The following is a 19,917-nucleotide window of genomic DNA, read 5'->3' on the forward strand; positions in this document are numbered from 1 at the left end:
TTTTACAGGGGTACTAAATTATCATAGGTTAATTAATTCCAGCCTCCACCCAGCGCACGGTAGACATTCACCATTGCATTCATTTGCTGCATTCTGGTTTCTACCAATTCGAATTTAGTTTCGAGTGCTTCGCGTTGGGTCAGTAACACTTCCATATAATCTGCCCGGGCCGACATAAAAAGTCTGTTTGAGATTGCAGTCGATTGATTCAGTGTTTCCACCTCTCTCTTTTTCAGATCATAGCTTTTTTCAAGGTTATCAATATTGGAAAGCTGATTGCTCACTTCAATATAACCGTTCAGAATCGTGCGCTCATAATTGTAAACGGCCTGAATCTGCTTCGCATTTGCGTTGAAGTAAGTAGCTCTGATCGCATTTTTATTGATCAAAGGGCCTACCATATCACCAATGAGTGATCCCATCAACGATTCGGGTAACTTCACAAGGTAAGCCGGGTTGAATGCACGCAGACCGATGCTCGCCGAAATACCCAAAGAAGGATAAAACGCAGCGCGCGCAACCTGTATGTCCAGCTTTGCAGCAGAAAGGTCGAGTTCGGCTTGTCTGATATCCGGGCGATTGGCCAGCAGTTGAGCTGGCAAACCTGCTTTCATGACATCAGGTACAAGTGTTTCGTAATTCTGCGTGCTACGGGCTACATGCTGCGGAAATCTGCCGACCAGAAAGTTGATGCGGTTTTCAGCTTCAACGATTTTTTGCTGAATTCCATACTGCATATTCTGAGTCTTCAACACCTGTGCTTCGAAACGCTTCACGGCCAGCTCCGTAACACGCGTGGCATCTTTCTCCAATCTTACGATCCGCAAGGCATTGCTTTGTATTTCAATGTTCTGCTGAACGATACTTAATTGATTATCCAAAGCAAGCAGCTCATAATAGGAATTCGCAATTTCCGCAGCCAGGTTTGTCATCATAAAGTTCTTTCCCTCCATGGATGATAGATAACGTTGTACGGCAGATTTTTTCGCATTACGCAATTTGTGCCAGATATCGACTTCCCACCGTGCGTAAGCTCCGATCTGTGCATCCGGAAGCGGTTCCGGCGTTTCTCTGCCCGGCTTGATATCCGTTGTGGCCTCACTTGCACCAATGTTGGTGTAACGGGCGGCTTTTTCTACACCCAGTCCACCTTTCAAACCCACAAATGGCAGGTATTCCCCTTTGCGTGCGCTGATCTCGTTTTTGGAAATCTCTATTTCCTGCATGGTTATGTTCAGCTCCTGGTTATTGCTGAATGCTGAATCAATCAATGCATTCAGATTAGGATCTGAGAAGAATGTTTTCCAGCTAATTTTACCAGAATTGGTCGAGTCAAGAGAACTGCTGAATTGAGCCGGAACACTCTTGTTCTCATCTTTTTGTACTGCAACCGGCACATGGCAGGCGGTGTAGGCAAGGCTCATGAATACGAGCCCTACCCAGTTTATGATTCTTTTATTTTGCATGATCCTGGTTTTCGTCTGTTTGAGGGAAAGTGTCAATGGCATGTACGAGCTCTTCTGTCAGTGAGCCATCTTCCTCATCTCTGATTAATTTGCGACCATCGGCGAGCTTCGCGAATATGAAATACAAGCCCGGTATGATAATTACCCCGAAAATGGTCCCGAAGAGCATACCTCCTAACGCCGATGCTCCGATTGTGCGGTTACCGATAGCACCTGCACCTGTTGCGATAATCAACGGAATAAGACCTGCTACAAAGGCGAACGAGGTCATCAGAATAGGACGGAAACGCACTTTCGCACCTTCAATCGCTGCATCCAGAATGGTCATACCCTCATGCCGCTTCTGAACGGCAAACTCGACAATCAGTACGGCGTTTTTACCGAGCAAACCAATGAGCATGATCAGACCGATCTGTGCATAAATGTTATTTTCAAGACCCATCACTTTCAGCATAAAGAAAGAACCGAATACGCCAACAGGTAGTGAGAAAACAACGGCAAGGGGAATGATGAAACTTTCATATTGCGCTGCAAGTACAAAGTATACGAATGTGAGTACGATCATAAAAACGACAAGTGCCTCATTACCCCGGCTTGCTTCGTCGTAAGATAAACCCTCGAATGCAATGTCATATCCTTTGGGCAACGTCTTAGCCGAAACTTCGCGAATTGCCTGAATGGCATCAGCTGTTGTATATCCTTTGGCAGGAAGTCCCTGGATCGCCGCTGAATTATACAGGTTAAAACGGGTAATCTCGTTAGGACCCTGACCTTTCTTCAGTTTCATGAAAGCTGAATAAGGTACCATTTCGCCTGCTTCATTTTTAACAAACAGGTTCAGCAGATCGGAAGGAAGTCTTCTGAACTTCGGATCGGATTGTACGTACACTTTAAAGAACTGATTAAACTTGATAAAACCCTGCTCGTAGGTACTACCGATCATGATGTTGAGGTTATCCATCGCCTTACCGATTGACACGCCTTTCTGCATGGCCAGTTTATTGTCAATCTCCAGTTCGTACTGAGGATAGTTGGCAGCAAAGAAGGTAAACAGACCGGTCAGCTCTTTGCGTTTACCAAGGTTCTCTAAAAACTCCTTGTTCACTTTGTCAAACTCACTGTAGTCAGTATTGGTGTTTTTATCAAGCAAACGCATGGAGAAACCACCCGATGTACCAAAACCTGGAATTGCCGGCGGTTCAAAAAATTCAACAACCGCGCCCAGTCCTTTCGATTTTTCTTCCAGTTCTTCCATGATCTCTTTCACGTTGTGATCACGCTCCGACCATGGTTTCAGGTTGATAAGACAGGTACCTGCGTTGGATCCACGACCTTCCGTCATGATCTCGTAACCTGCAAGTGACGATACCGACTCAATGCCCGGTACTTCTTCGCATATCTTCTGAAGACGTTGCGATACTTCATTTGTCTTTTCAAGCGTCGATCCCGGAGGCGTTTGTACAATCGCATAAATCGTACTTTGATCCTCATTTGGAATAAAACCTGATGGAAGTATCTGGTTTTCGTAAGCAATACCCAGACAGAAAACGCCAAGAATAATGAAAGTCAACACACGACGACTTACGATCTTTTTCAACAGATTCACATATCTGCCAGTCAGTTTATCAAATCCACGGTTGAAGCTATCCAATGCCTTTGTAAGCAGGTTCTTCTTCTTCGCATGTCCGTGATGGTTTTTCAGCAACATCGCACACAATACCGGTGTCAGCGTAAGGGCAATCAAGGCAGAAATCACAATTGAACTTGCCATGGTAATCGAGAACTGGCGATAGAACGTACCAACAGGTCCTGACATGAATGAAATGGGCAGGAATACCGAAACCATAACCATGGTGATCGCAATAATAGCACCGCTGATTTCTCCGAGTACTTTTCTTACAGCATTGAACGGCGATAGGTGAGGCTCTTCTTCCATCTTGGCATGGACGGCCTCGACGACGACAATGGCATCATCAACCACAATACCAATAGCTAATACAAGTGCGAAAAGAGTGATCAGGTTAATGGATAGCCCGAATGCCTGTATCACAAAGAACGCTCCGATCAACGAAACCGGCACGGCCAGAATCGGGATCAAAGTAGAACGCCAGTCACCAAGGAAAATGAATACAACAATAGCTACCAGGATAAAGGCGTCACGAAGCGTGTGAATTACCTGCTCAATAGATGCATCAAGAAACTGCGATACGTCATAACTTATCTTGTAATCCATTCCCTGAGGGAAAGAACCTTTCATTACTTCCAGCTTCGCTTTCACCTCTTCGATTACATCACTTGCATTACTGCCAAAATTCTGGCGAAGTACGATCGCGGCAGACGGGTGACCATCCAGGTTAGAGTAAATATCGAAGAACTCACTACCCAATTCCACGGTCGCTATGTCTTTCAAATGAATACTTTCTCCTTCTTTATTGGCGCGAATGATAATATCCTCGTATTCCTTCGGTTCGCTGTAGCGCCCTTTATAGGTAAGTACGTATTCCAGAGACTGGGCCGCAATACCAGAGCTTTGTCCCAGTCGGCCGGGGCGTCCGATAATACTTTGCTCGCCCAGCGCTTTCATTACTTCCTCAGTAGAAATACTGTAAGCACGCATACGATCCGGATTCAGCCATACACGCATCGCGTACCGACGGCTACCAAGGATCTGTGCTCTTGCAACCCCTTTTGTCCGCTGGATCTCGGGGATCATGTTCACCGTTGCATAGTTGAAAAGGAACTTCTCGTCAATACTTTTTTCTTTCGAATAAAGGTTAACGTACATCAACATACTAGGCTGAATAGGTGTGATAATCACCCCTTCACGTTGTACCAGTTCAGGTAGCAAAGGCATCACCTGGTCAACCCTTGTTTTTACACGAATCACCGCATCGTTAGGGTCAGTTCCGGGCTCAAAAATAATCCGAAGCGTCGCTTCCCCTGCGCTGGTTGCGTCCGTTGCGATGTACCGCATGTCCTGCACCCCGTTAATAGCCTGTTCAAGTGTAATCAATGTTGATTTTACCAATACATCAGCACTGGCTCCGGGGTAGGCAATAAAGATATTGACCGTGGTCGGAGCAATGTCGGGAAATTGGGAAATAGGTAGTTTCTTGATCGCCAATACTCCTACAAAGACTATCATAATCGAAATTACGATAGCGAATACAGGGCGTCTTATGAATTTATTAAACATGTCTTTTCGTTTGGGATGACCGCCTATTCAGCGTACAGATTTAAATGAGATATCACCGAATCAGGCTGCATAAACTTGTACTGAATTTTGTCGTTTTCATGCACCTGACGCAGGCCTTCCAGCAGGATTTTATCATCCTTCTTCAGACCACCGGATACTACAAAAATGTGAGGAAGCTCAGCGGAGATGGTGATTTCTCTGGAACGGATTACATTGTCCTTGTCAACGATATAGACATACTTTTTATCCAGAACCTCAAACGTAGCTTTCTGAGGAATCATCAGCGCATTTTTCAATTCTTCCTTAATTTGAACATTACCAGTTTCACCATGTCTCAGCAATCTTTTCGGATTAGGGAAGGTTGCTCTGAAAGCGATGTTACCTGTTTCATTATTGAAGTCGGCTTCGATGGTTTGCACTACACCCGGGTGATCGAAAAGTTGCTGGTTAGCCATTTCCAGTTGTACTTTCAACGGATCTTTACCGCTCTCTCTGGTTTTGTAATTGAGGTATTCGGCTTCCGGCACATTGAAATAAACCCACATTTGGCTGTTGTCTGAAAGGGTTGTGAGCAAATCCCCTTCATCTACAAGACTACCCAGCCGCACCTGAAAATGATCCATGATGCCGTCAAACGGAGCACGTATTTCCGTAAAGCCCAAGTGTGTTTGCGCAAGTCTCAATTCTGCTTTGGCTTTATCGAATTTCGCACGAGCAAGTGCCAGCTCATTTTTAGACACCACATTGCTGTCAGCAAGTGACTTCGTGTTTTTAAATTCAATTTCAGCGAAGTTTGCTTCAGCCTGTGCTTTCTGAGTCTCAGCCTGATAAATCAAAGGCATGATCTGGAACATCAGTTGTCCTTTTTTAACAGCCTGTCCTTCATCGACGTATATCTTCTGAAGATAACCTCTTTCAAGAGCGCGAAGCTCAATATGGTTGATAGATTTGATCTGGCTTACATACTCCTTGGTTACCAATGTATCTCGTTCTAAGGGACTTGTAACAAGGTATTGTGTGTGTTCTTCTTCCTTTTCTTCTTTTTTGGAGTCGCAGCTTGTCTGGAAAAACAAGGCACACAGACTCAGGCACATGATAAGCTTATTCATGATGATGGTGTTATATGAAATAGTGAAATTCGGATTGTAACTACATGTCGGTACCAGGGCATAGTTTAATGGAAAACCAGGCTGAACAGTGTAGATAAGATATAGTACGCCCTAAACTCTCAAATCCTCAAAACGCGGAGCAGGAGGTACAGAGAAGATTTTATATATACTGAAAGGTTATCAGCAATGGTAAGAACAGGCAAACGAAGCAGGTAATGAGAAAGGCTTACTGTTGTCGAGGTAAAATAGTTGGTAGCGGCCTGAGCCTGCTTCTGAACTGAAGATTTGAAAACAGCTCTGAAATTTTCCTCAGTGATGTATTTAACACGGTCTCTGAATGCTTTTCCGGAGTGACCATGACCAATGATCAGATCGTTGCATTCCAGATTCGGACCTACGCAGATGTTGGCAAAATAAAGAGAGGTATTTTCTTGTAGCTGCTGTTCCTCGGCATGGGCGCGGTGAATGCCCCATGCGGTCAGCAGGAGTATTACAACGTAGTGGAAATATTTTCTAAATGCCTTGGCCATCAATCTGGGCTTGTTGGAGGAGTGAATTCCGGTACAAAAACAGTTATTTACAGTTAATAGGGGGTTAAAACGGTGTTAAAAGGACATTAAAATATTGTAACCAGCACTGGATGTAAGGTATGAGGATAAGATAATATTGCAATAATTATAAAAATGGGTTGCGGAACAATTTGTTTTCTGATTTGACTGGTTGATTTTCGATAATTCAATTGCCACGGAATGCGAAGTAGGCTGTTATTGCTTGTTTTTGGTCAAATTATAGTATTTATCCGGAAGAAGGGGTCGGTACCTTTGTAACTCATAATCTATTGCAAAATGACAAAGACCATTCATTCTCTTTTATTGCTGTTATTCTTTGTGACAGCATCCAAAATTCAGGCTCAATCCCTACCTGCGGCAAGCGAGGTACTGGCCAGCGTCACGAAAGCCAACGATTACTGGCAGAAAAATAATCCTGCTCAAAAACGGGCTTTCTGGGATCATGCGGCGTACCACACAGGCAATATGGAATTGTATGCACTTACCAAAAATGAGGCTTACCGTAAATATTCTGAAGACTGGGCTGTGCACAATGAGTGGAAAGGAGCCAAGTCAGATGATAAGTCAGCCTGGAAGTACAGCTATGGCGAAAAGGACGATTATGTTTTGTTTGGTGACTGGCAAATCTGCTTTCAGACCTATATCGATTTGTATAACCTGGAGAAAGATCCGCAGAAAATTGCCAGAGCCATTGAAGTAATGGAGTATCAGATGAGCACGTCTGCGAATGATTACTGGTGGTGGGCCGATGGCTTGTATATGGTAATGCCGGTGATGACCAAATTGTACAAGGTTACCGGTAAGCAGATCTATCTGGATAAACTTTATGAGTATTTTACTTACGCAAACAGTATCATGTATGATAGTGAGGCGAAGCTTTATTTCAGAGACGCCAAATACGTTTTCCCTAAGCATAAAAGTGCCAACGGGCAAAAAGATTTCTGGGCGCGGGGCGATGGCTGGGTGATTGCCGGTTTAGCGAAAGTGTTACAGGATCTTCCCAAGAACGACGCGCATCGTGCGGAGTACCTCGCGAAATACAAAGGAATGGCTGAGGCAGTTTTGAAATCTCAGCAGCCTGAAGGTTACTGGACGCGATCCATGTTGGACCCGCTACATGCTCCCGGATCTGAAACAAGCGGAACTGCGTTTTTTACGTATGGTATCATGTGGGGAATCAATAATGGAATTCTTAGTAAAAAAATATATTTGCCAGCTGTCAAGAAGAGTTGGAGTTACCTTTCAAAAGTGGCTCTGCAGGAGGACGGCAAACTGGGCTACGTTCAGCCAATAGGAGAGAAGGCAATTCCGGGGCAGGTTGTGAATGCGGAATCTACCGCTGACTTTGGTGTAGGAGCATTTCTGCTTGCGGGGAGTGAAGTGTATAGGTATTTGAAAAAATAAGAAAAGGTATTAGCTGGCGGTACACATTATCGCCAGCCAATACCAGCTGATGCTCCGGCCCAAAATTGAATGTCTGGGGTTAATAACGGTGTTGCCCTGATTTTAAAAGTATAAATCCATTTAGGGCTTACATAATGGGTTCGCAAACCAATAATCCCCATCTGATGAAAATGATAACGCAAGCGATTCTTACCGGCATAGAAAGTTCTGGGATGGAAAGTAGACAGGGCTAATCCTGTTTCAAGATATAACTCAAATTTGTTATGATCAGGCGCTGGCCGACAAAGGTCGCGACGGTATCCGTTCAAGATCCGGTTGTAAGTAGTTGAAAAAGATGTGGAGAATGAATTTTCAAGTGTTGTGAAATCTGCAAGCCCTATCCCTGCCTGCATATTCAGAAAGCCATGCTCGCCATAGTACAAGGGCATCTCTGCAGAAACTGCCCCAGCGGGCGCTGTTCCGCCAGCGTCAATAGCAAATCCGGCTCTCATTCGTGTGAAACGAGGTTGAGCCTCTATCTCACAAAGCGGTTGAATAATAAGTACACAGAATACAAACAGGTGAAAATCGAATAGCATAACATATGAGTAGAGGATGTATTATAGATAGATCGAAAGAGTTGCGCTTATATTGCTTCGTTTGATGCTTTTTACCTTCATTTTTTGCAGTTAACGTTAAGGTGGTTTCCAGAAAAAAACCGAAGTCTTGCATTGTAGGGCAGTGCTTCGGTTTTTTGAAAAGATAGTAGCTGCTTGCTTGCTGCTGATCAATCTCCCTGATTTTCCTCCTGACGTTCATGGTTGTCGCCGCCCAGACTATAATAATTATTTTCCTCGTCTTCACGACCAATCTTTTCATCCTCGTCGTCAAATTCCGAACCGGGAACATCCAGATCGTCGCCTACAGGATCTGTAGCAAACGTTTTCTCATTCCATTCTTCTGCATCGACATCCAGGGGCTCTTTTGACCTGGTAATATCCTCAGGATCCACTTCCGATTCTATTAGTCCCTGACGAAACACGTCCTCATTAGCCGGATAATTTCCCGGGAGCTCGTCATCGTATTGTTCGTCGTCTATTTGATTGTTACTTGGCATGATTTGTTATGTTTGGTGATTTTGATTCTGTTGACAGTATTATCGGTTGATGATTAAAAAAGCATTCCAGCATGGGGATCTTTCGGATTATGGATAACTTGAAAACTTCTTCGGAAATGAAACGTGAAACCGGCAGCAATCAGATTACATTCTAAAACTGCTTTTTTTAGAGTAAAAACGATATCCGGAATTCTTATTCTATCAATTAACCATTCGGTTACAATTTTGCAGTAAAAGATATTTTAGCATGAAAAATTCAAACGTAAAATTACTTTCTTTGAGCGTAGCCTTTGGCTGCATGGTTGGATTAGCTTCCTGTTCCAAACCATCAAGAACTGAGCCTGAAATTACGCCTGAAGCTGACTATCAACTTAAAGATATTCAGTATTTTATGTCGGACGGTGATCGTATTGATACACTGATGGTCGGTCTTGGAGATACCACTATTTATAACTACAGTAATGCAAAGCTGGCCAGGAAGTTCACAGAGGACTATTCCAAGCTTGCCAAGACTTCCTATTTTCAGGTATCGGAACCTAACTTACTTCCAGCAGACCTTTATCTTGAAAAATTTGAAGTGCATGTACCGTCACAATTGATCGCGGATGGCTCGTTTTCTTACTTCGCGACCAAGCTGCCGGTTAGCCGGGATTCAGTGCAAGTGCCGTACGGAAAGTTTTGGTCGGACACGGTGAGTATAAATGTTCCTGCAAAGTCAAAGATTGTTATCGATCGGAGTGTTCAGGCTCATGTGATCAATTGCTCATTCAAAGCATCAATCGTGAACAAAACTACAGGACAAAATCACGAGGTAAGAGGTAGCTGGAAAGGTCTGTTGAGATATGATAATCTGAATACAAGGCTGACTGAGCATCCTGTGGAATGAAATGATTTGTTTTCGTGATGCACTAACCCGGATTTCCTTTAGCGAAGCCGGGTTATTTTTTTCTGAATACTGTTTACAAAGGTATTGTAGAGGTGAGGAGGTGTGTGTTCAGAGACACAGGCGGCAAACTGGAAGTTAAAGCCAAAATGTAACCTGTTGATGAATAGTATTTTATTTCTGACAAAAACTTTTACAATCCTAGTTTCTGGACCAGATTTTACGAATGCAGCATGATTTTATTACCTTTGCAAAAAACAAAATAGCTGCATGAACCGTAGGAATGTGATCTCACCCCCAATGCCTTAAATTTTCAATGAATTCGTGAAGGCCACGCTTCCCTTGACCAAAGGGATGGTTCGTTATGCCTCCACTTTTACAAATTGGTAATTTAAAGTTATTAGAGGAATATCATTTCTTATGAAAAAATCATATCTGGTATTACACACGGCTGTAATACTTGCTGGCTTCACCGGCGTGTTCGGTAAATTAATCTCACTCAATGAAGGTTTGCTTGTTTGGTACAGGGTATTGTTTTCAGCAATATGGCTGTTCATGATTCTCAAACTGCTCAAAGTTCATGCTGACTTCCCACTCCGCGATAAGTTAAACATTGCAAAAGTTGGTTTACTGATAACCGTTCACTGGGTTTTCTTCTATGCAAGTATCAAGTATTCCAACATATCGATAGGAGTCGTCTGCTATTGTCTGACAAGCTTTTTTACTGCGATATTCAGTGCAATGATCAGGCGAAAATTGATTCTTTCTGAATTACTGCTCAGTTTGATAACTCTGATTGGGATAGGGCTGATTTTTCATTTTGATGCCTCTTATCAACTTGGAATTATACTGGGGACTGTTTCTTCCGCCTTTGCGGCGCTGTATACTATCTACAATGAAAGACTGGTTCGTAATTACGATAGTAAACTGATCAACTACTATCAGATGATTGGCGGTACCGCTGGTCTCGGGCTGGTCATGCCTTTGTATCTGTTATTCTTTCCCGTAGAAAGTCTCATCCCTTCCTTGAAAGACACCTTTTATCTGCTGTTGTTGTCTCTTTTCTGTACAGTAGGGCTTTATGTACTCTTTGCAGAGGCTTTGAAAAAGTTATCAGCATTCACCGTTAATCTGAGTTTTAATCTGGAGCCGATTTACGCAATCATTATGGCGTTTTTGTTCTTTGGAGAAAGTAAAACTGTGAATACATCGTTCTATGTAGGCATATCGTTTGTGATGGTTTCTGTTCTTTTACAAAGCTTTATGGTAGCCCGTAAGAATGAGTAGAATGACAATTCGGGGATGGATAAGTTAGCCCATCCCCGAATACATAATCAGTTCGTAAAGAAATAACTATTCATTTGCGTAAGTTGTCTTTTAATCTGTACACGTAAGGAGCTTTGTTGGCAGCTCCGGTGAATTTTTTCTCAAGTCGTTCCAGTACATCCATATCGAGTATCTTCTTTTGAAAGTTGTTCATCGGAAATTGCTTTTCGAATATTGATTCATACATTTTTTGTAATTCCTTCATCGTGAAAGTCTCCGGCAATAGCTCGAAAGCGCTGAGTCTCTCATCAAAAGACGATCTCAAACTATGTATAGCACGCTGAACAATATGATTATGGTCCATGATCATATCAGGTAATTGCCCTATCATACGCCAGGCAACAGATTGATCCAGATCGCTTTTCCGGGCAATGACCTTGTTGATATCAACCAATGCGTAATAGCCTACCGATATAAAGCGGCGGGTAAACCAGTCATATTCCTTTCTGTTCGCTTGTTCCAGATTATCGAGTTCGGGATTCAATCGGATCAGAAGATCCATGAATGCGCGGCTGTTACGGTTGGCTTTTCCGAAGCAGTAAAATTGGTGAAGTTGCACACCCGATATTTGCGTACGTTCCTGTAATATCCGCGTCGCTGCAGCATCCAGATCCTCGTCCTGGAGTACGAAACCACTCGGTAAGGCAAAAAAGTTACCCTCAAATTTAAGTTTCGGTATCAGGACATGGAGCTGGTCGTGCTGATAACCGAAAATGACACAGTCAATAGAGATTTGCTGGATGTAATCCTGTTCGCTGGGTAATTGCATTTGATGTACCTATATCTTTTGAGGAAGCAAAACTACAATTTCCCCGTTTTTTGGAAATGATTCAACGTGTTTTCTGCTACTGATTTTAACATAAACCCGTAGTATTCATCAAAAGTAAGTCAGGAAAATTTATTATCTAAAAATTAGATAATAATAATATTAATAATTTACCTTTGTTTATTCACTTTTAAAATTGAAATGGACATGAAAAAAATGAAGTACCTATTGTTGACGATTATCATGTTTGTGGGTGTAGTGACGTACGGTCAGACTACCCCGGATTTCTTTGCAGGTAAATGGGAGATTTCGGTCAAAGACACGCCAATGGGTGATATGAAGTTTCTGACTGATCTTGTTCGTCAGGATGGAAAACTGACCGGCGAATTATCTGTACCTGCGGATGCTTCAGCACCGAAAAGACCGATCACCAGAGTTGAAGAGACAGCTGATAAACTGGTCCTATACTTTGAATCGGCAGAAGTTGGTGAAATTGCCATTGACCTTGCTAAAGTTGATCAGGATAATCTGAAGGGGACATTGTATACCTTTGAAGCAAATGCGAAACGTGTAAAATAGCATTTGAGTCGTCGTCTCTCTTCAAGAGAAAGAATTTTGAGAGGCCTGCAATTAATCTTTACCAGGTTAACAAACAGACCCGAAATAGCTATTTCGGGTCTGTTTATTTTGTGACGAGCCTGACCTCTGTGGTTGCTGGCACATGTTTTTACAAAGCGTGGTGAACATTGATGAAATGAGCACAGATGAGATCGACGATGTTGTTAAGGTGTGAGTTAGAGTCATCGTGTTCTATGTTGAACCAACGAATTTTAAAAACCGAACGTCATGAAGAAATTATCAATTGTATCATTTACAGCTCTGTTATTTGCGGCTACAGTGTGTAACGCGCAAAGTAACACCAATTCAGAAGGAAAGGGCTCCAGTGGAACAGAGACTCAGAAAGTGGAACCTGCTAATGAGGCGGACAAAGACACCACTGCGAAGGCGAACGATGCTGGCGGAGGAGAAGGAGCTGCGGCTGCCCCCGCGGCATCGGGATCCAAGCCGAAGAAACCTGATCAATATTCAAAAGTGGATGATCCCAAGCCCATGCTCACGACCAAAGAGGCTGTCGAAAAACGAAGAAAGAACATGACTGAGCCGGATACAACCATGAAAAAAGGAAGCGGATCGGCTCCCAGGAACATCAAAAATCATACCGGTAAAACCAGCAACTATGGTAACCAGGCTTCCAAACGAAATCCGGGTGGTAAGTAGGGTAAAAGTGACGATAACAGGTTAGCTATATATTATTAGTTAACCTTCTAACAATCTGGTGGCCTATCATGATAGTTCCGTTTTGGTCTATCGTGATAGGCATTTTTGTTGTTAGCTTAGCGGGATTTTTAGATTTCAACATTAAATGATGGTAATTACGAAAGCTGATATTGAGGACCTGGCAAGTATTTTGCAAATCGCGAAGGAAACATTTTTTGAGACATTCGCACCTCACAATTCTCAGGAAGATATGGAGCAATATGCTCAGGATAAGTTGACTTTGGGAAAGTTACAAGGAGAATTGCTAAATCCTGATTCCCAATTTTATATTTTAAGTGACGCAGGTAGGGCAGTAGGTTACCTGAAAGTGAATTTTGGATCTGCGCAGACCGAATTACACGATGAGGCCTCTATGGAAATAGAACGGATTTATGTGAAAAGTGAATACCACGGTAAAAAGCTAGGTCAATTACTTTATGATAAGGCCTTAGAAGTGGCCGCAGGTAGTGGTGTTACGTATATCTGGCTAGGCGTTTGGGAAGAAAATGCAAAGGCTACGCGATTCTATGAAAAAAATGGTTTTGTAGCATTTGACAAACATGCTTTCCGAATGGGAACAGATGAGCAAACCGATATCATGATGAAAAAAGTGCTGGTCTGAATAGTCGACATAAATCTACAGCCAGAAATAAATTTACTTTTCCCTTCGTTAAGCTGATTGTATTGCTCGGCTCTGCGAAGGATTTTTTATGTGATGGTACTGCCAGTTACTTTTTGACTCTTTCAAAGTCTATTGACTGTAGTTATCGGGTCAGGATGATGTTGTTATAAGTGCAAGGGCTTTTTCCGGGAATCATGGAATACCATGATATTAATAGTAAGCTTAGTTTCAGATCATTATATGGTATATCTTGCGCGGCGAAACCCGAACTATCGTTGATTTGTGGATTTAGGAAATAATTTTTTTTGAGTAAATTTAAGACTATTTTAATGGTTGTACGGTTCTGGATTTCCGTTTTCAACAGCATTTCCCGGCAACCAATCTTTTAATTTTTTAGGTGTAGCAGCGCAGTAAATCGTGCAAAAAATTGGTCTGACACAGACAGAAAAGGGCAGTCAGAAACGATTGATGCGCGGATTTTAATACAAAGTATTTCTATGTGTAATCATCAACCAAAACCCTTTTTGTTGAAACTAACTAATTCTTACACTTAATAACCCTTTACAATGAATAATCACATTCAGGACATTCTCAATCTTGCCAGACAATTCAAATCTCAACTTTTTTGTGTGCTGGCTACAGGACATTGCTATCCGGTCGAACAGATCGAACACGAACATGCTCAGTTTACATGGATGATGTCGAAAGCCGAACAGGGCTATCACATCAGAATCGATTCAGATGATTTTGTTTCCTATTTACTATGCCTGTCCGACGACCAGGCGGCACGCGTCAAAAGAAGACTTATGTTGGTATAATGATCAGGTAACGTCCGGTACGATATTTTCAGGCCTATCTTAAAGTATTTCGGCCATGAAAATCAGTAGTACCTCCATGAACTACCAACATCATATCAATTCTGATTTTACCAATAAAAAGATTCCTTCGGTTCTCTCGGCAGAGATTGCCACGGCACTTTCTTTCTATCCCGAATTGGCTCATACACCTATCCGCTTCCAATTCCGGCAGCGGATTAAGGGTTCGGTTATGCAGGCTCAGCCGGTAATACGTTCATTTTTTACGAATCAGCGTGAGTATCAGATCAATATTAGCGCGCTCTTCAGGCTCACACATGCCGCGGAGCCGATTCACCAGTTGCCGGCTGAGGTTCTGATTGGATGGATCGGTCACGAACTGGGACATGTTATGGACTATGAAAACAGGAGCGTATGGGGAATGGTTTGTTTCGGATTGGGATATCTGCTATCTCCCAAATACGTCAGGAAAGCGGAACGTACAGCAGATACATTTGCGGTAAATCACGGCCTGGGCAGGTATATTATTGCTACCAAACATTATATTCTGGATCACACTTCGCTACCGGATAAATACAAGCGTAAGATTGCACGCCTGTATTTATCGCCGGATGATATTGTGGAACAGGTGAGAGCACTGGAAGAAGGACTGAAAAACTCAAATGTTGCGGGACACGAATAACCCGAATTCCTCAAAATCTTCCTGCTTCATGACGCGTGGAATTTTAACCTGCCCACCTTTCTTTTTAGTTTCCTGGCTCCATTGGTAAAACAGTTGCTCGGGAATAAGCTCCACTTGAACTCCTTTCAGTGCTCTCGTACGGGCTACGGCGTAATTTTTACTTCGTTCTTTTAAAGCGGCATCCAGGGTGTCTGCTACCTTTTGCCGATCTGGTATTTTATCACAACCTACGTACCATTTAAGAATGTACTGATCATTTTCATGAACCGTAGAGGCCACATATTCCTTGATCGAAACGTCATAATGCTGTTCCAGTACTGCCAGTCCCTCGTTCATTTGCGTAACAGAAAGCTGCTCTCCGGCCACATTAAGATAATGCTTGGTACGGCCCGTAATTTTTATTTCTGAACGGGCCTTATCTGTGATAATCACGGTGTCGCCTATCATATAGCGCCAGGTCCCGGAAACTGTTGAGATCAATAACACATATTCTATATCCTCTTCCGCGTCGGCCAGTGCGTGAACGGTAGCGTTCTCTCTGACAAGTCCGTTTTCATCTACGTTTTCAGGAGTGAAAGGAACAAACTCGTAAAATATGCCATTGTCGGGAAAGAGTGCCATAGCAGAAGTATCAGGCCGCTTTTGAATGGCAATAAACCCTTCTGATGCAAGGTAAGTATCTATGTAAATTAATGGATGTGCAAACAGCTTTTCGAGACTCTTCCTGTAAGGCTCAAATGCTACGCCCCCAGTGGTGTAAACCATCAGATTTGGCCAAATCTGATGAATGTTTTCAAGCTTATGATAACGAATGATCTCTTTTAACATAAGTTCGATCCAGGCAGGAATACCGGATAAACAGCCAATGTCCCAGTCGGGAGCCTGCTCTGCGATGGCTGTAATTTTTTGATCAAAATCGCTCATTGAGGCGATCTCCGGGCCCGGCTTATAGAATCCATTGAACCATGTCGGCAGATTAGAAGCGCTGATTCCGCTTATTTCGCCTTCCAGAAAATCATCCTTGTGGATAAGACTGGTACTGCTACCCAGCATTAGTATCTGTTTGGTGAAAAACTCTCCCGGTAAGTCAAATGCTGAAATGTTGGTAATCTCTGAAATTCCGGCGTTACGTATACATGTCAGCATGTCATCCGTGACCGGAATATGTTTGTTGCTACTTGTGGTACCGCTGCTTATCGCAAAATATTGCTGACCTCCCGGCCATGTTACATTTTGATGACCTTTAAGCAAATAATGCCACCATTCTGTATTTAGTTTGTCGTAATCATGTACCGGAACTCTATTCTGAAATTCGGAAATGAGATTAGGATGCTCCAGAATTTCTGCGAAATGATAGGCCTTTCCGAAGGCAGTAAATTTTGCTTTTTCAAGTAATTTTCTGAGTACATTTTGCTGTGCTTCTGTTGCCTCGGGTTCGGATATTATTTTGCCGGTTATATCGAGGGCTTTCTTGATCAGATCACCAATTACTGCCATTGAGTTGCTTTTATTATAAGTTAGATGCTGATGAGTAACAGATAAAATTATGCCAGAAATACAGATTCGAACGATTAAGAAAAAGTAGTTTTAGAATGAGCGATTTTTTTACTCCGAATATTTTTTAGCATTTCATGCAACCCCGTTTTAAATTTTCCTGTCTGACTTAAAAAACACCATGAATACTCAATCTGAAGATGCGGCCGGCTGCCAGATTATCGTGTTCGAAAAATGGGTTTAACCAAAAGAAAATTTAAACGATCATGAAATTTCTTAAACTATTATCTCTTGGTCATAACGCAGCCGGTAATCTTTCACCACGTTTTTATATGATCAAATCAATTTCCAAATTGGTATTTGTGTTGGCCGCTTTTGTGTCCTGTAATCAGGTGAAGGAAGTCAATCCACAGAGGGTCACAGTACCCGACAGAGTGATTCAGCTGATTGAAAAGAGTTATGAAAATCCGAAGAATCTCGTTTTCAGTGAGGTGATCAAAGACAGGGTATGGAATGTGGATCTGGAATCCGCTTCGAAAAAATACAATGCTGCTGTGAACCCCGATAACATTATTGTATCCTATCGCCTTGCCGGAGAGCCTGTACCGGATAGTTTAAAAAATCTTCTGAATCCTTCTTCTATAGCAGGGGGAAGCTTTTCTAACTTTAAGGAGCAGGAATACAGTTGGGTTACGGAGGGGAATTATGGAAGATGGCTATTGGCCGACTATGAATGGAATAATGAAAGTTATCTGTTTAGGTGGGGTGTTACATATCTTTCCGGGAAGAATACTTACAATCTGGAGATGCGTCCGGTTAAATCTGAAGTGACAACTCAGGAGATCCAGGATATCCCTCAGTCCATCCGTGACTACATAGCTGGTAAGAGTTTACAGTTCTCCAATGCAACGATAACAAATACAAATGACGGAAAGCTTATTTACAATTTGAATGTTCGTTCGGGCAATACGTACTTTCAGCTTATCTTTAACAACGACCTGACGCTGGTTGCCGGCGGGGATCAGCTCACGAGTTTGTCCGGGCTAACCGATTTGCCGGTCAGTATTCAAAATTACCTGGCGCAGCCTCGTTATCAGGGATTCGGTTTTACCGGACAATTTGCCGGGATACAAAAGCGAGAGTATGATGGCGTAGTTAGCTATCACGTAGGCACTCAAAAACATAATGGAACTATGTACGGGTCACAAGCTTGGTTCATCGTTTTTGACAGCAACGGAAATCCTATCACAAGAAGTTATCTGGGATTATACTGAGGATCTTTGAGAAGATCAATCGTCTTTATGACACAATCGCTCCGGCGATAATTGAACACCCCTAATGAATTTGTTTAAAAAGCGTAGTACTGGTTCACTGGCCGACATCATTGAAGGATGTCGCAGGCAGGAGCGTCGTGCGCAAAATACTTTTTTTGATCACTATAAGAACAAACTAAAAGGATTGTGTTTCCGGTATGCTAAAACCGAGGCGGAGGCAGATGACATTTTGCAGGAGTCGTTTATCAAGATTTTCAAAAACATAGATCAGCTCAGGGATGCTGAATCGGTTGATGGATGGGTTAAGTCATTAGTAGTGAGAACTGCGATTAACTATTATCACGCGACAACAAAAAAAGAGTTGCTGAGTACATCCATTGAGCTGAATGTTACTGATATAGAGCTGAACGACTCGTGCCGGATTATTGACCAACTGGACATGGAAGTGCTGCTTAAAACGCTTAATTCTCTTCCGGATGGTTACAGAACGGTTGTGAACCTTTATCTGATTGATGGTTACACCCACCAGCAGATTGGCGAGATGCTAGGCATATCTGAAGGAACATCGAAATCTCAGTTGCAACGGGGCAGAGTCCTGTTGATGAAAAAATTACAGAAAACCGGAATAGAGGATTATGAATACACCGGAAGAAAATCCTGACGACCAGCTGGGCAGACACCTGCGGGAAAGATTTGATGATTTTGCGCCTGAGGTGGATGAGTCGGTGCGCCGGAACATTTTTGGTTCTTCTGCAGGTATAAGTACATTTTATTATTGGGGAGCAGCAATTGTGATCGTTCTCATGGGACTGCTATATGTTCCGGAGAATCTGAAGTCAGGCGGTCATCGGGAGAAGGTATTTTCATTATCGGAGAAAAAGGAATCTGTTCGGGGAAAAGGTCAGGATTCAGTTTCAAGTAACGATATCAGATCAAAAACGGAAAATGGTCAATCGGTATCAACTCCTACCAGAAGTAACTTTTCAGCAAATAGTAACCCGGAATTTCCATCGAAAAAAATGGAAACTGGACCAGTAAATCCAAGTCTCACTGTAGTACAACCAGTCTCACGGATTTTGGTGCCGGAGAATGAGCAAATCAATAAAACAGGATCTGGTGTTCCAGCTGCTATTTTTAATGAAAGCACAACGGTTGAAACGAAGTCAGAAGAATTATCCAAGCAGACAGAATTACATTTGCTTGACGGCAGGGATATTTTTTTTGAAAAAATAAATCTTACCAGTGTTATCGGGATTCCTGAAGTTGATTCAATGACCCCTTCTGTTAAAAATTATTCTACTTCACCTACTGAGTGGATTTTCTCAATGGCGGCGTTGCCGACTTTTCAAATTGTCCATCTGAATTCACTGCCGGAATTGTCTTACCAGAATGTAAAATTTGCACCTGCCTTATCTGCCAGATCTATTTCTTATAAGATTTCCGCCGGTATTGAAAAAAGGAAATTCCAGTTGCTGCTCAGTTACGGGTATCTGCGTAATTGGAATACATATGAAATTGGTAGTTCGAGAATTAAAGTTGACAGACAGGACGATCAGGGATATACTGCCTTGCCGATAGGGGAGTTGCATAAGATTGATGAGAAGTTGCATTTGCTTGGGTTATCGGTAAGAAGAACTTTGCTGCTTCCCGACAACTTTGCAAAGCTTAATCGTGCAACATTAGGAGCAGAATACACACGTGTATGGCCAACGGGACAAAATATGTATTGGGCTAATGCAGGAATAGCAAGGCAGATAGTTGATACACAGCACAGCAGGATTCAGATTGGCCCTTACGCTCAATATAGTTTTTCAAAACGGTCAGTTGGGGCACATACCTGGAAGTCTCAGCCATATCAGGTGGGGCTGTCTGTTGAGGTCAGGTTCAAATGAGGTAGC

General features: G+C 42.6%; 19 protein-coding genes. 11 read left to right on the plus strand and 8 right to left on the minus strand.

The annotated features are described in order from the left end of the window. Window positions 1-32 precede the first annotated feature (32 nt). The 4 genes from DSL64_RS22065 to DSL64_RS22080 form a co-directional block, all read right to left on the minus strand. Complete coding sequence (locus tag DSL64_RS22065; protein ID WP_115833112.1) at window positions 33-1,466, minus strand: TolC family protein; 1,434 nt, start codon at window positions 1,464-1,466, stop codon at window positions 33-35. Then, window positions 1,456-4,662, minus strand: a complete 3,207-nt coding sequence (locus tag DSL64_RS22070) for an efflux RND transporter permease subunit (protein ID WP_115833113.1) — start codon at window positions 4,660-4,662, stop codon at window positions 1,456-1,458. The genes DSL64_RS22065 and DSL64_RS22070 overlap by 11 nt, the downstream gene beginning before the upstream one ends. Before the next feature lie 23 nt (window positions 4,663-4,685). Then, on the minus strand, window positions 4,686-5,771 hold the full coding sequence (locus tag DSL64_RS22075) for an efflux RND transporter periplasmic adaptor subunit (RefSeq protein WP_115833114.1): 1,086 nt from the start codon (window positions 5,769-5,771) through the stop codon (window positions 4,686-4,688). Window positions 5,772-5,890: 119 nt separating this feature from the next. After that, entirely contained in the window at window positions 5,891-6,301 is a 411-nt protein-coding gene (locus DSL64_RS22080; RefSeq protein ID WP_115833115.1) for a hypothetical protein, read from the minus strand. Between the two features lie 315 nt (window positions 6,302-6,616). Between DSL64_RS22080 and DSL64_RS22085 the strand changes: the two genes are divergently transcribed. After that, window positions 6,617-7,744 carry a glycoside hydrolase family 88/105 protein gene (locus tag DSL64_RS22085; protein ID WP_115833116.1) on the plus strand — a complete coding sequence of 376 codons (1,128 nt, stop codon included), beginning with the start codon at window positions 6,617-6,619 and terminating at the stop codon, window positions 7,742-7,744. A gap of 26 nt (window positions 7,745-7,770) precedes the next feature. Here the strand turns inward: DSL64_RS22085 and DSL64_RS22090 are convergent, their stop codons facing one another. Then, entirely contained in the window at window positions 7,771-8,322 is a 552-nt protein-coding gene (locus DSL64_RS22090) for a hypothetical protein (protein WP_147300401.1), read from the minus strand. A 188-nt stretch (window positions 8,323-8,510) separates the two neighbouring features. Continuing rightward, window positions 8,511-8,840, minus strand: a complete 330-nt coding sequence (locus tag DSL64_RS22095; RefSeq protein ID WP_115833118.1) for a hypothetical protein — start codon at window positions 8,838-8,840, stop codon at window positions 8,511-8,513. A 247-nt stretch (window positions 8,841-9,087) separates the two neighbouring features. On the opposite strand from DSL64_RS22095, the gene DSL64_RS22100 reads away from it, so the two are divergent. Together DSL64_RS22100 and DSL64_RS22105 are read left to right on the plus strand one after the other, a co-directional pair. Then, the gene (locus DSL64_RS22100; protein ID WP_115833119.1) at window positions 9,088-9,726 is read left to right on the plus strand and encodes a hypothetical protein; all 639 of its coding nucleotides are present in this window, start codon (window positions 9,088-9,090) and stop codon (window positions 9,724-9,726) included. Between the two features lie 417 nt (window positions 9,727-10,143). Further along, complete coding sequence (locus tag DSL64_RS22105) at window positions 10,144-11,010, plus strand: DMT family transporter (RefSeq protein ID WP_115833120.1); 867 nt, start codon at window positions 10,144-10,146, stop codon at window positions 11,008-11,010. Window positions 11,011-11,080: 70 nt separating this feature from the next. Here DSL64_RS22105 and DSL64_RS22110 read toward each other — a convergent pair whose 3' ends face one another. Further along, window positions 11,081-11,818, minus strand: coding sequence for an NUDIX hydrolase (locus tag DSL64_RS22110; RefSeq protein WP_115833121.1), 738 nt, complete (start codon window positions 11,816-11,818; stop codon window positions 11,081-11,083). Between the two features lie 204 nt (window positions 11,819-12,022). Here DSL64_RS22110 and DSL64_RS22115 point away from each other — a divergent pair, with 204 nt between their 5' ends. The 5 genes from DSL64_RS22115 (at window position 12,023) to DSL64_RS22135 (ending at window position 15,251) form a co-directional block, all read left to right on the plus strand. Continuing rightward, window positions 12,023-12,394, plus strand: a complete 372-nt coding sequence (locus tag DSL64_RS22115; RefSeq protein ID WP_115833145.1) for a hypothetical protein — start codon at window positions 12,023-12,025, stop codon at window positions 12,392-12,394. A 267-nt stretch (window positions 12,395-12,661) separates the two neighbouring features. Then, complete coding sequence (locus DSL64_RS22120) at window positions 12,662-13,093, plus strand: hypothetical protein (RefSeq protein WP_115833122.1); 432 nt, start codon at window positions 12,662-12,664, stop codon at window positions 13,091-13,093. A gap of 145 nt (window positions 13,094-13,238) precedes the next feature. Next, window positions 13,239-13,754: a GNAT family N-acetyltransferase gene (locus DSL64_RS22125; protein WP_115833123.1), complete on the plus strand. Its 516-nt coding sequence runs from the start codon at window positions 13,239-13,241 to the stop codon at window positions 13,752-13,754. A gap of 566 nt (window positions 13,755-14,320) precedes the next feature. Continuing rightward, window positions 14,321-14,572, plus strand: coding sequence for a hypothetical protein (locus DSL64_RS22130; RefSeq protein WP_115833124.1), 252 nt, complete (start codon window positions 14,321-14,323; stop codon window positions 14,570-14,572). Between the two features lie 55 nt (window positions 14,573-14,627). Beyond that, complete coding sequence (locus DSL64_RS22135; RefSeq protein ID WP_229217183.1) at window positions 14,628-15,251, plus strand: hypothetical protein; 624 nt, start codon at window positions 14,628-14,630, stop codon at window positions 15,249-15,251. On the opposite strand, the gene DSL64_RS22140 is transcribed toward DSL64_RS22135, so the two are convergent. Further along, the gene (locus tag DSL64_RS22140) at window positions 15,228-16,748 is read right to left on the minus strand and encodes a GH3 family acyl-acid amido synthetase (protein ID WP_115833125.1); all 1,521 of its coding nucleotides are present in this window, start codon (window positions 16,746-16,748) and stop codon (window positions 15,228-15,230) included. The two genes, DSL64_RS22135 and DSL64_RS22140, sit on opposite strands and share 24 nt — an antisense overlap. 263 nt (window positions 16,749-17,011) lie before the next feature. Here DSL64_RS22140 and DSL64_RS22145 point away from each other — a divergent pair, with 263 nt between their 5' ends. The 3 genes from DSL64_RS22145 to DSL64_RS22155 all read left to right on the plus strand — a co-directional run bounded on the left by DSL64_RS22145 (window position 17,012) and on the right by DSL64_RS22155 (window position 19,911). Then, window positions 17,012-18,019, plus strand: a complete 1,008-nt coding sequence (locus tag DSL64_RS22145; RefSeq protein WP_115833126.1) for a hypothetical protein — start codon at window positions 17,012-17,014, stop codon at window positions 18,017-18,019. A 64-nt stretch (window positions 18,020-18,083) separates the two neighbouring features. After that, entirely contained in the window at window positions 18,084-18,680 is a 597-nt protein-coding gene (locus DSL64_RS22150; protein ID WP_115833127.1) for an RNA polymerase sigma factor, read from the plus strand. Continuing rightward, window positions 18,655-19,911, plus strand: a complete 1,257-nt coding sequence (locus DSL64_RS22155) for a hypothetical protein (RefSeq protein ID WP_115833128.1) — start codon at window positions 18,655-18,657, stop codon at window positions 19,909-19,911. The genes DSL64_RS22150 and DSL64_RS22155 overlap by 26 nt, the downstream gene beginning before the upstream one ends. Window positions 19,912-19,917 lie beyond the last annotated feature (6 nt).

Origin of the sequence: Dyadobacter luteus, from assembly GCF_003383615.1 — a bacterium.
Classification (GTDB): Bacteria; Bacteroidota; Bacteroidia; order Cytophagales; family Spirosomataceae; genus Dyadobacter; species Dyadobacter luteus.

Coding starts and splice junctions, on each gene's coding strand:
- DSL64_RS22085 (WP_115833116.1), top strand. CDS start 6,617: ATGACAAAGACCATTCATTCTCTTTTATTGCTGTTATTCTTTGTGACA.
- DSL64_RS22135 (WP_229217183.1), top strand. CDS start 14,628: ATGAAAATCAGTAGTACCTCCATGAACTACCAACATCATATCAATTCT.
- DSL64_RS22125 (WP_115833123.1), top strand. CDS start 13,239: ATGATGGTAATTACGAAAGCTGATATTGAGGACCTGGCAAGTATTTTG.
- DSL64_RS22130 (WP_115833124.1), top strand. CDS start 14,321: ATGAATAATCACATTCAGGACATTCTCAATCTTGCCAGACAATTCAAA.
- DSL64_RS22115 (WP_115833145.1), top strand. CDS start 12,023: ATGAAAAAAATGAAGTACCTATTGTTGACGATTATCATGTTTGTGGGT.
- DSL64_RS22105 (WP_115833120.1), top strand. CDS start 10,144: ATGAAAAAATCATATCTGGTATTACACACGGCTGTAATACTTGCTGGC.
- DSL64_RS22110 (WP_115833121.1), bottom strand. CDS start 11,818: ATGCAATTACCCAGCGAACAGGATTACATCCAGCAAATCTCTATTGAC.
- DSL64_RS22080 (WP_115833115.1), bottom strand. CDS start 6,301: ATGGCCAAGGCATTTAGAAAATATTTCCACTACGTTGTAATACTCCTG.
- DSL64_RS22090 (WP_147300401.1), bottom strand. CDS start 8,322: ATGCTATTCGATTTTCACCTGTTTGTATTCTGTGTACTTATTATTCAA.
- DSL64_RS22150 (WP_115833127.1), top strand. CDS start 18,084: ATGAATTTGTTTAAAAAGCGTAGTACTGGTTCACTGGCCGACATCATT.
- DSL64_RS22120 (WP_115833122.1), top strand. CDS start 12,662: ATGAAGAAATTATCAATTGTATCATTTACAGCTCTGTTATTTGCGGCT.
- DSL64_RS22070 (WP_115833113.1), bottom strand. CDS start 4,662: ATGTTTAATAAATTCATAAGACGCCCTGTATTCGCTATCGTAATTTCG.
- DSL64_RS22065 (WP_115833112.1), bottom strand. CDS start 1,466: ATGCAAAATAAAAGAATCATAAACTGGGTAGGGCTCGTATTCATGAGC.
- DSL64_RS22140 (WP_115833125.1), bottom strand. CDS start 16,748: ATGGCAGTAATTGGTGATCTGATCAAGAAAGCCCTCGATATAACCGGC.
- DSL64_RS22100 (WP_115833119.1), top strand. CDS start 9,088: ATGAAAAATTCAAACGTAAAATTACTTTCTTTGAGCGTAGCCTTTGGC.
- DSL64_RS22075 (WP_115833114.1), bottom strand. CDS start 5,771: ATGAATAAGCTTATCATGTGCCTGAGTCTGTGTGCCTTGTTTTTCCAG.
- DSL64_RS22145 (WP_115833126.1), top strand. CDS start 17,012: ATGAAATTTCTTAAACTATTATCTCTTGGTCATAACGCAGCCGGTAAT.
- DSL64_RS22155 (WP_115833128.1), top strand. CDS start 18,655: ATGAATACACCGGAAGAAAATCCTGACGACCAGCTGGGCAGACACCTG.
- DSL64_RS22095 (WP_115833118.1), bottom strand. CDS start 8,840: ATGCCAAGTAACAATCAAATAGACGACGAACAATACGATGACGAGCTC.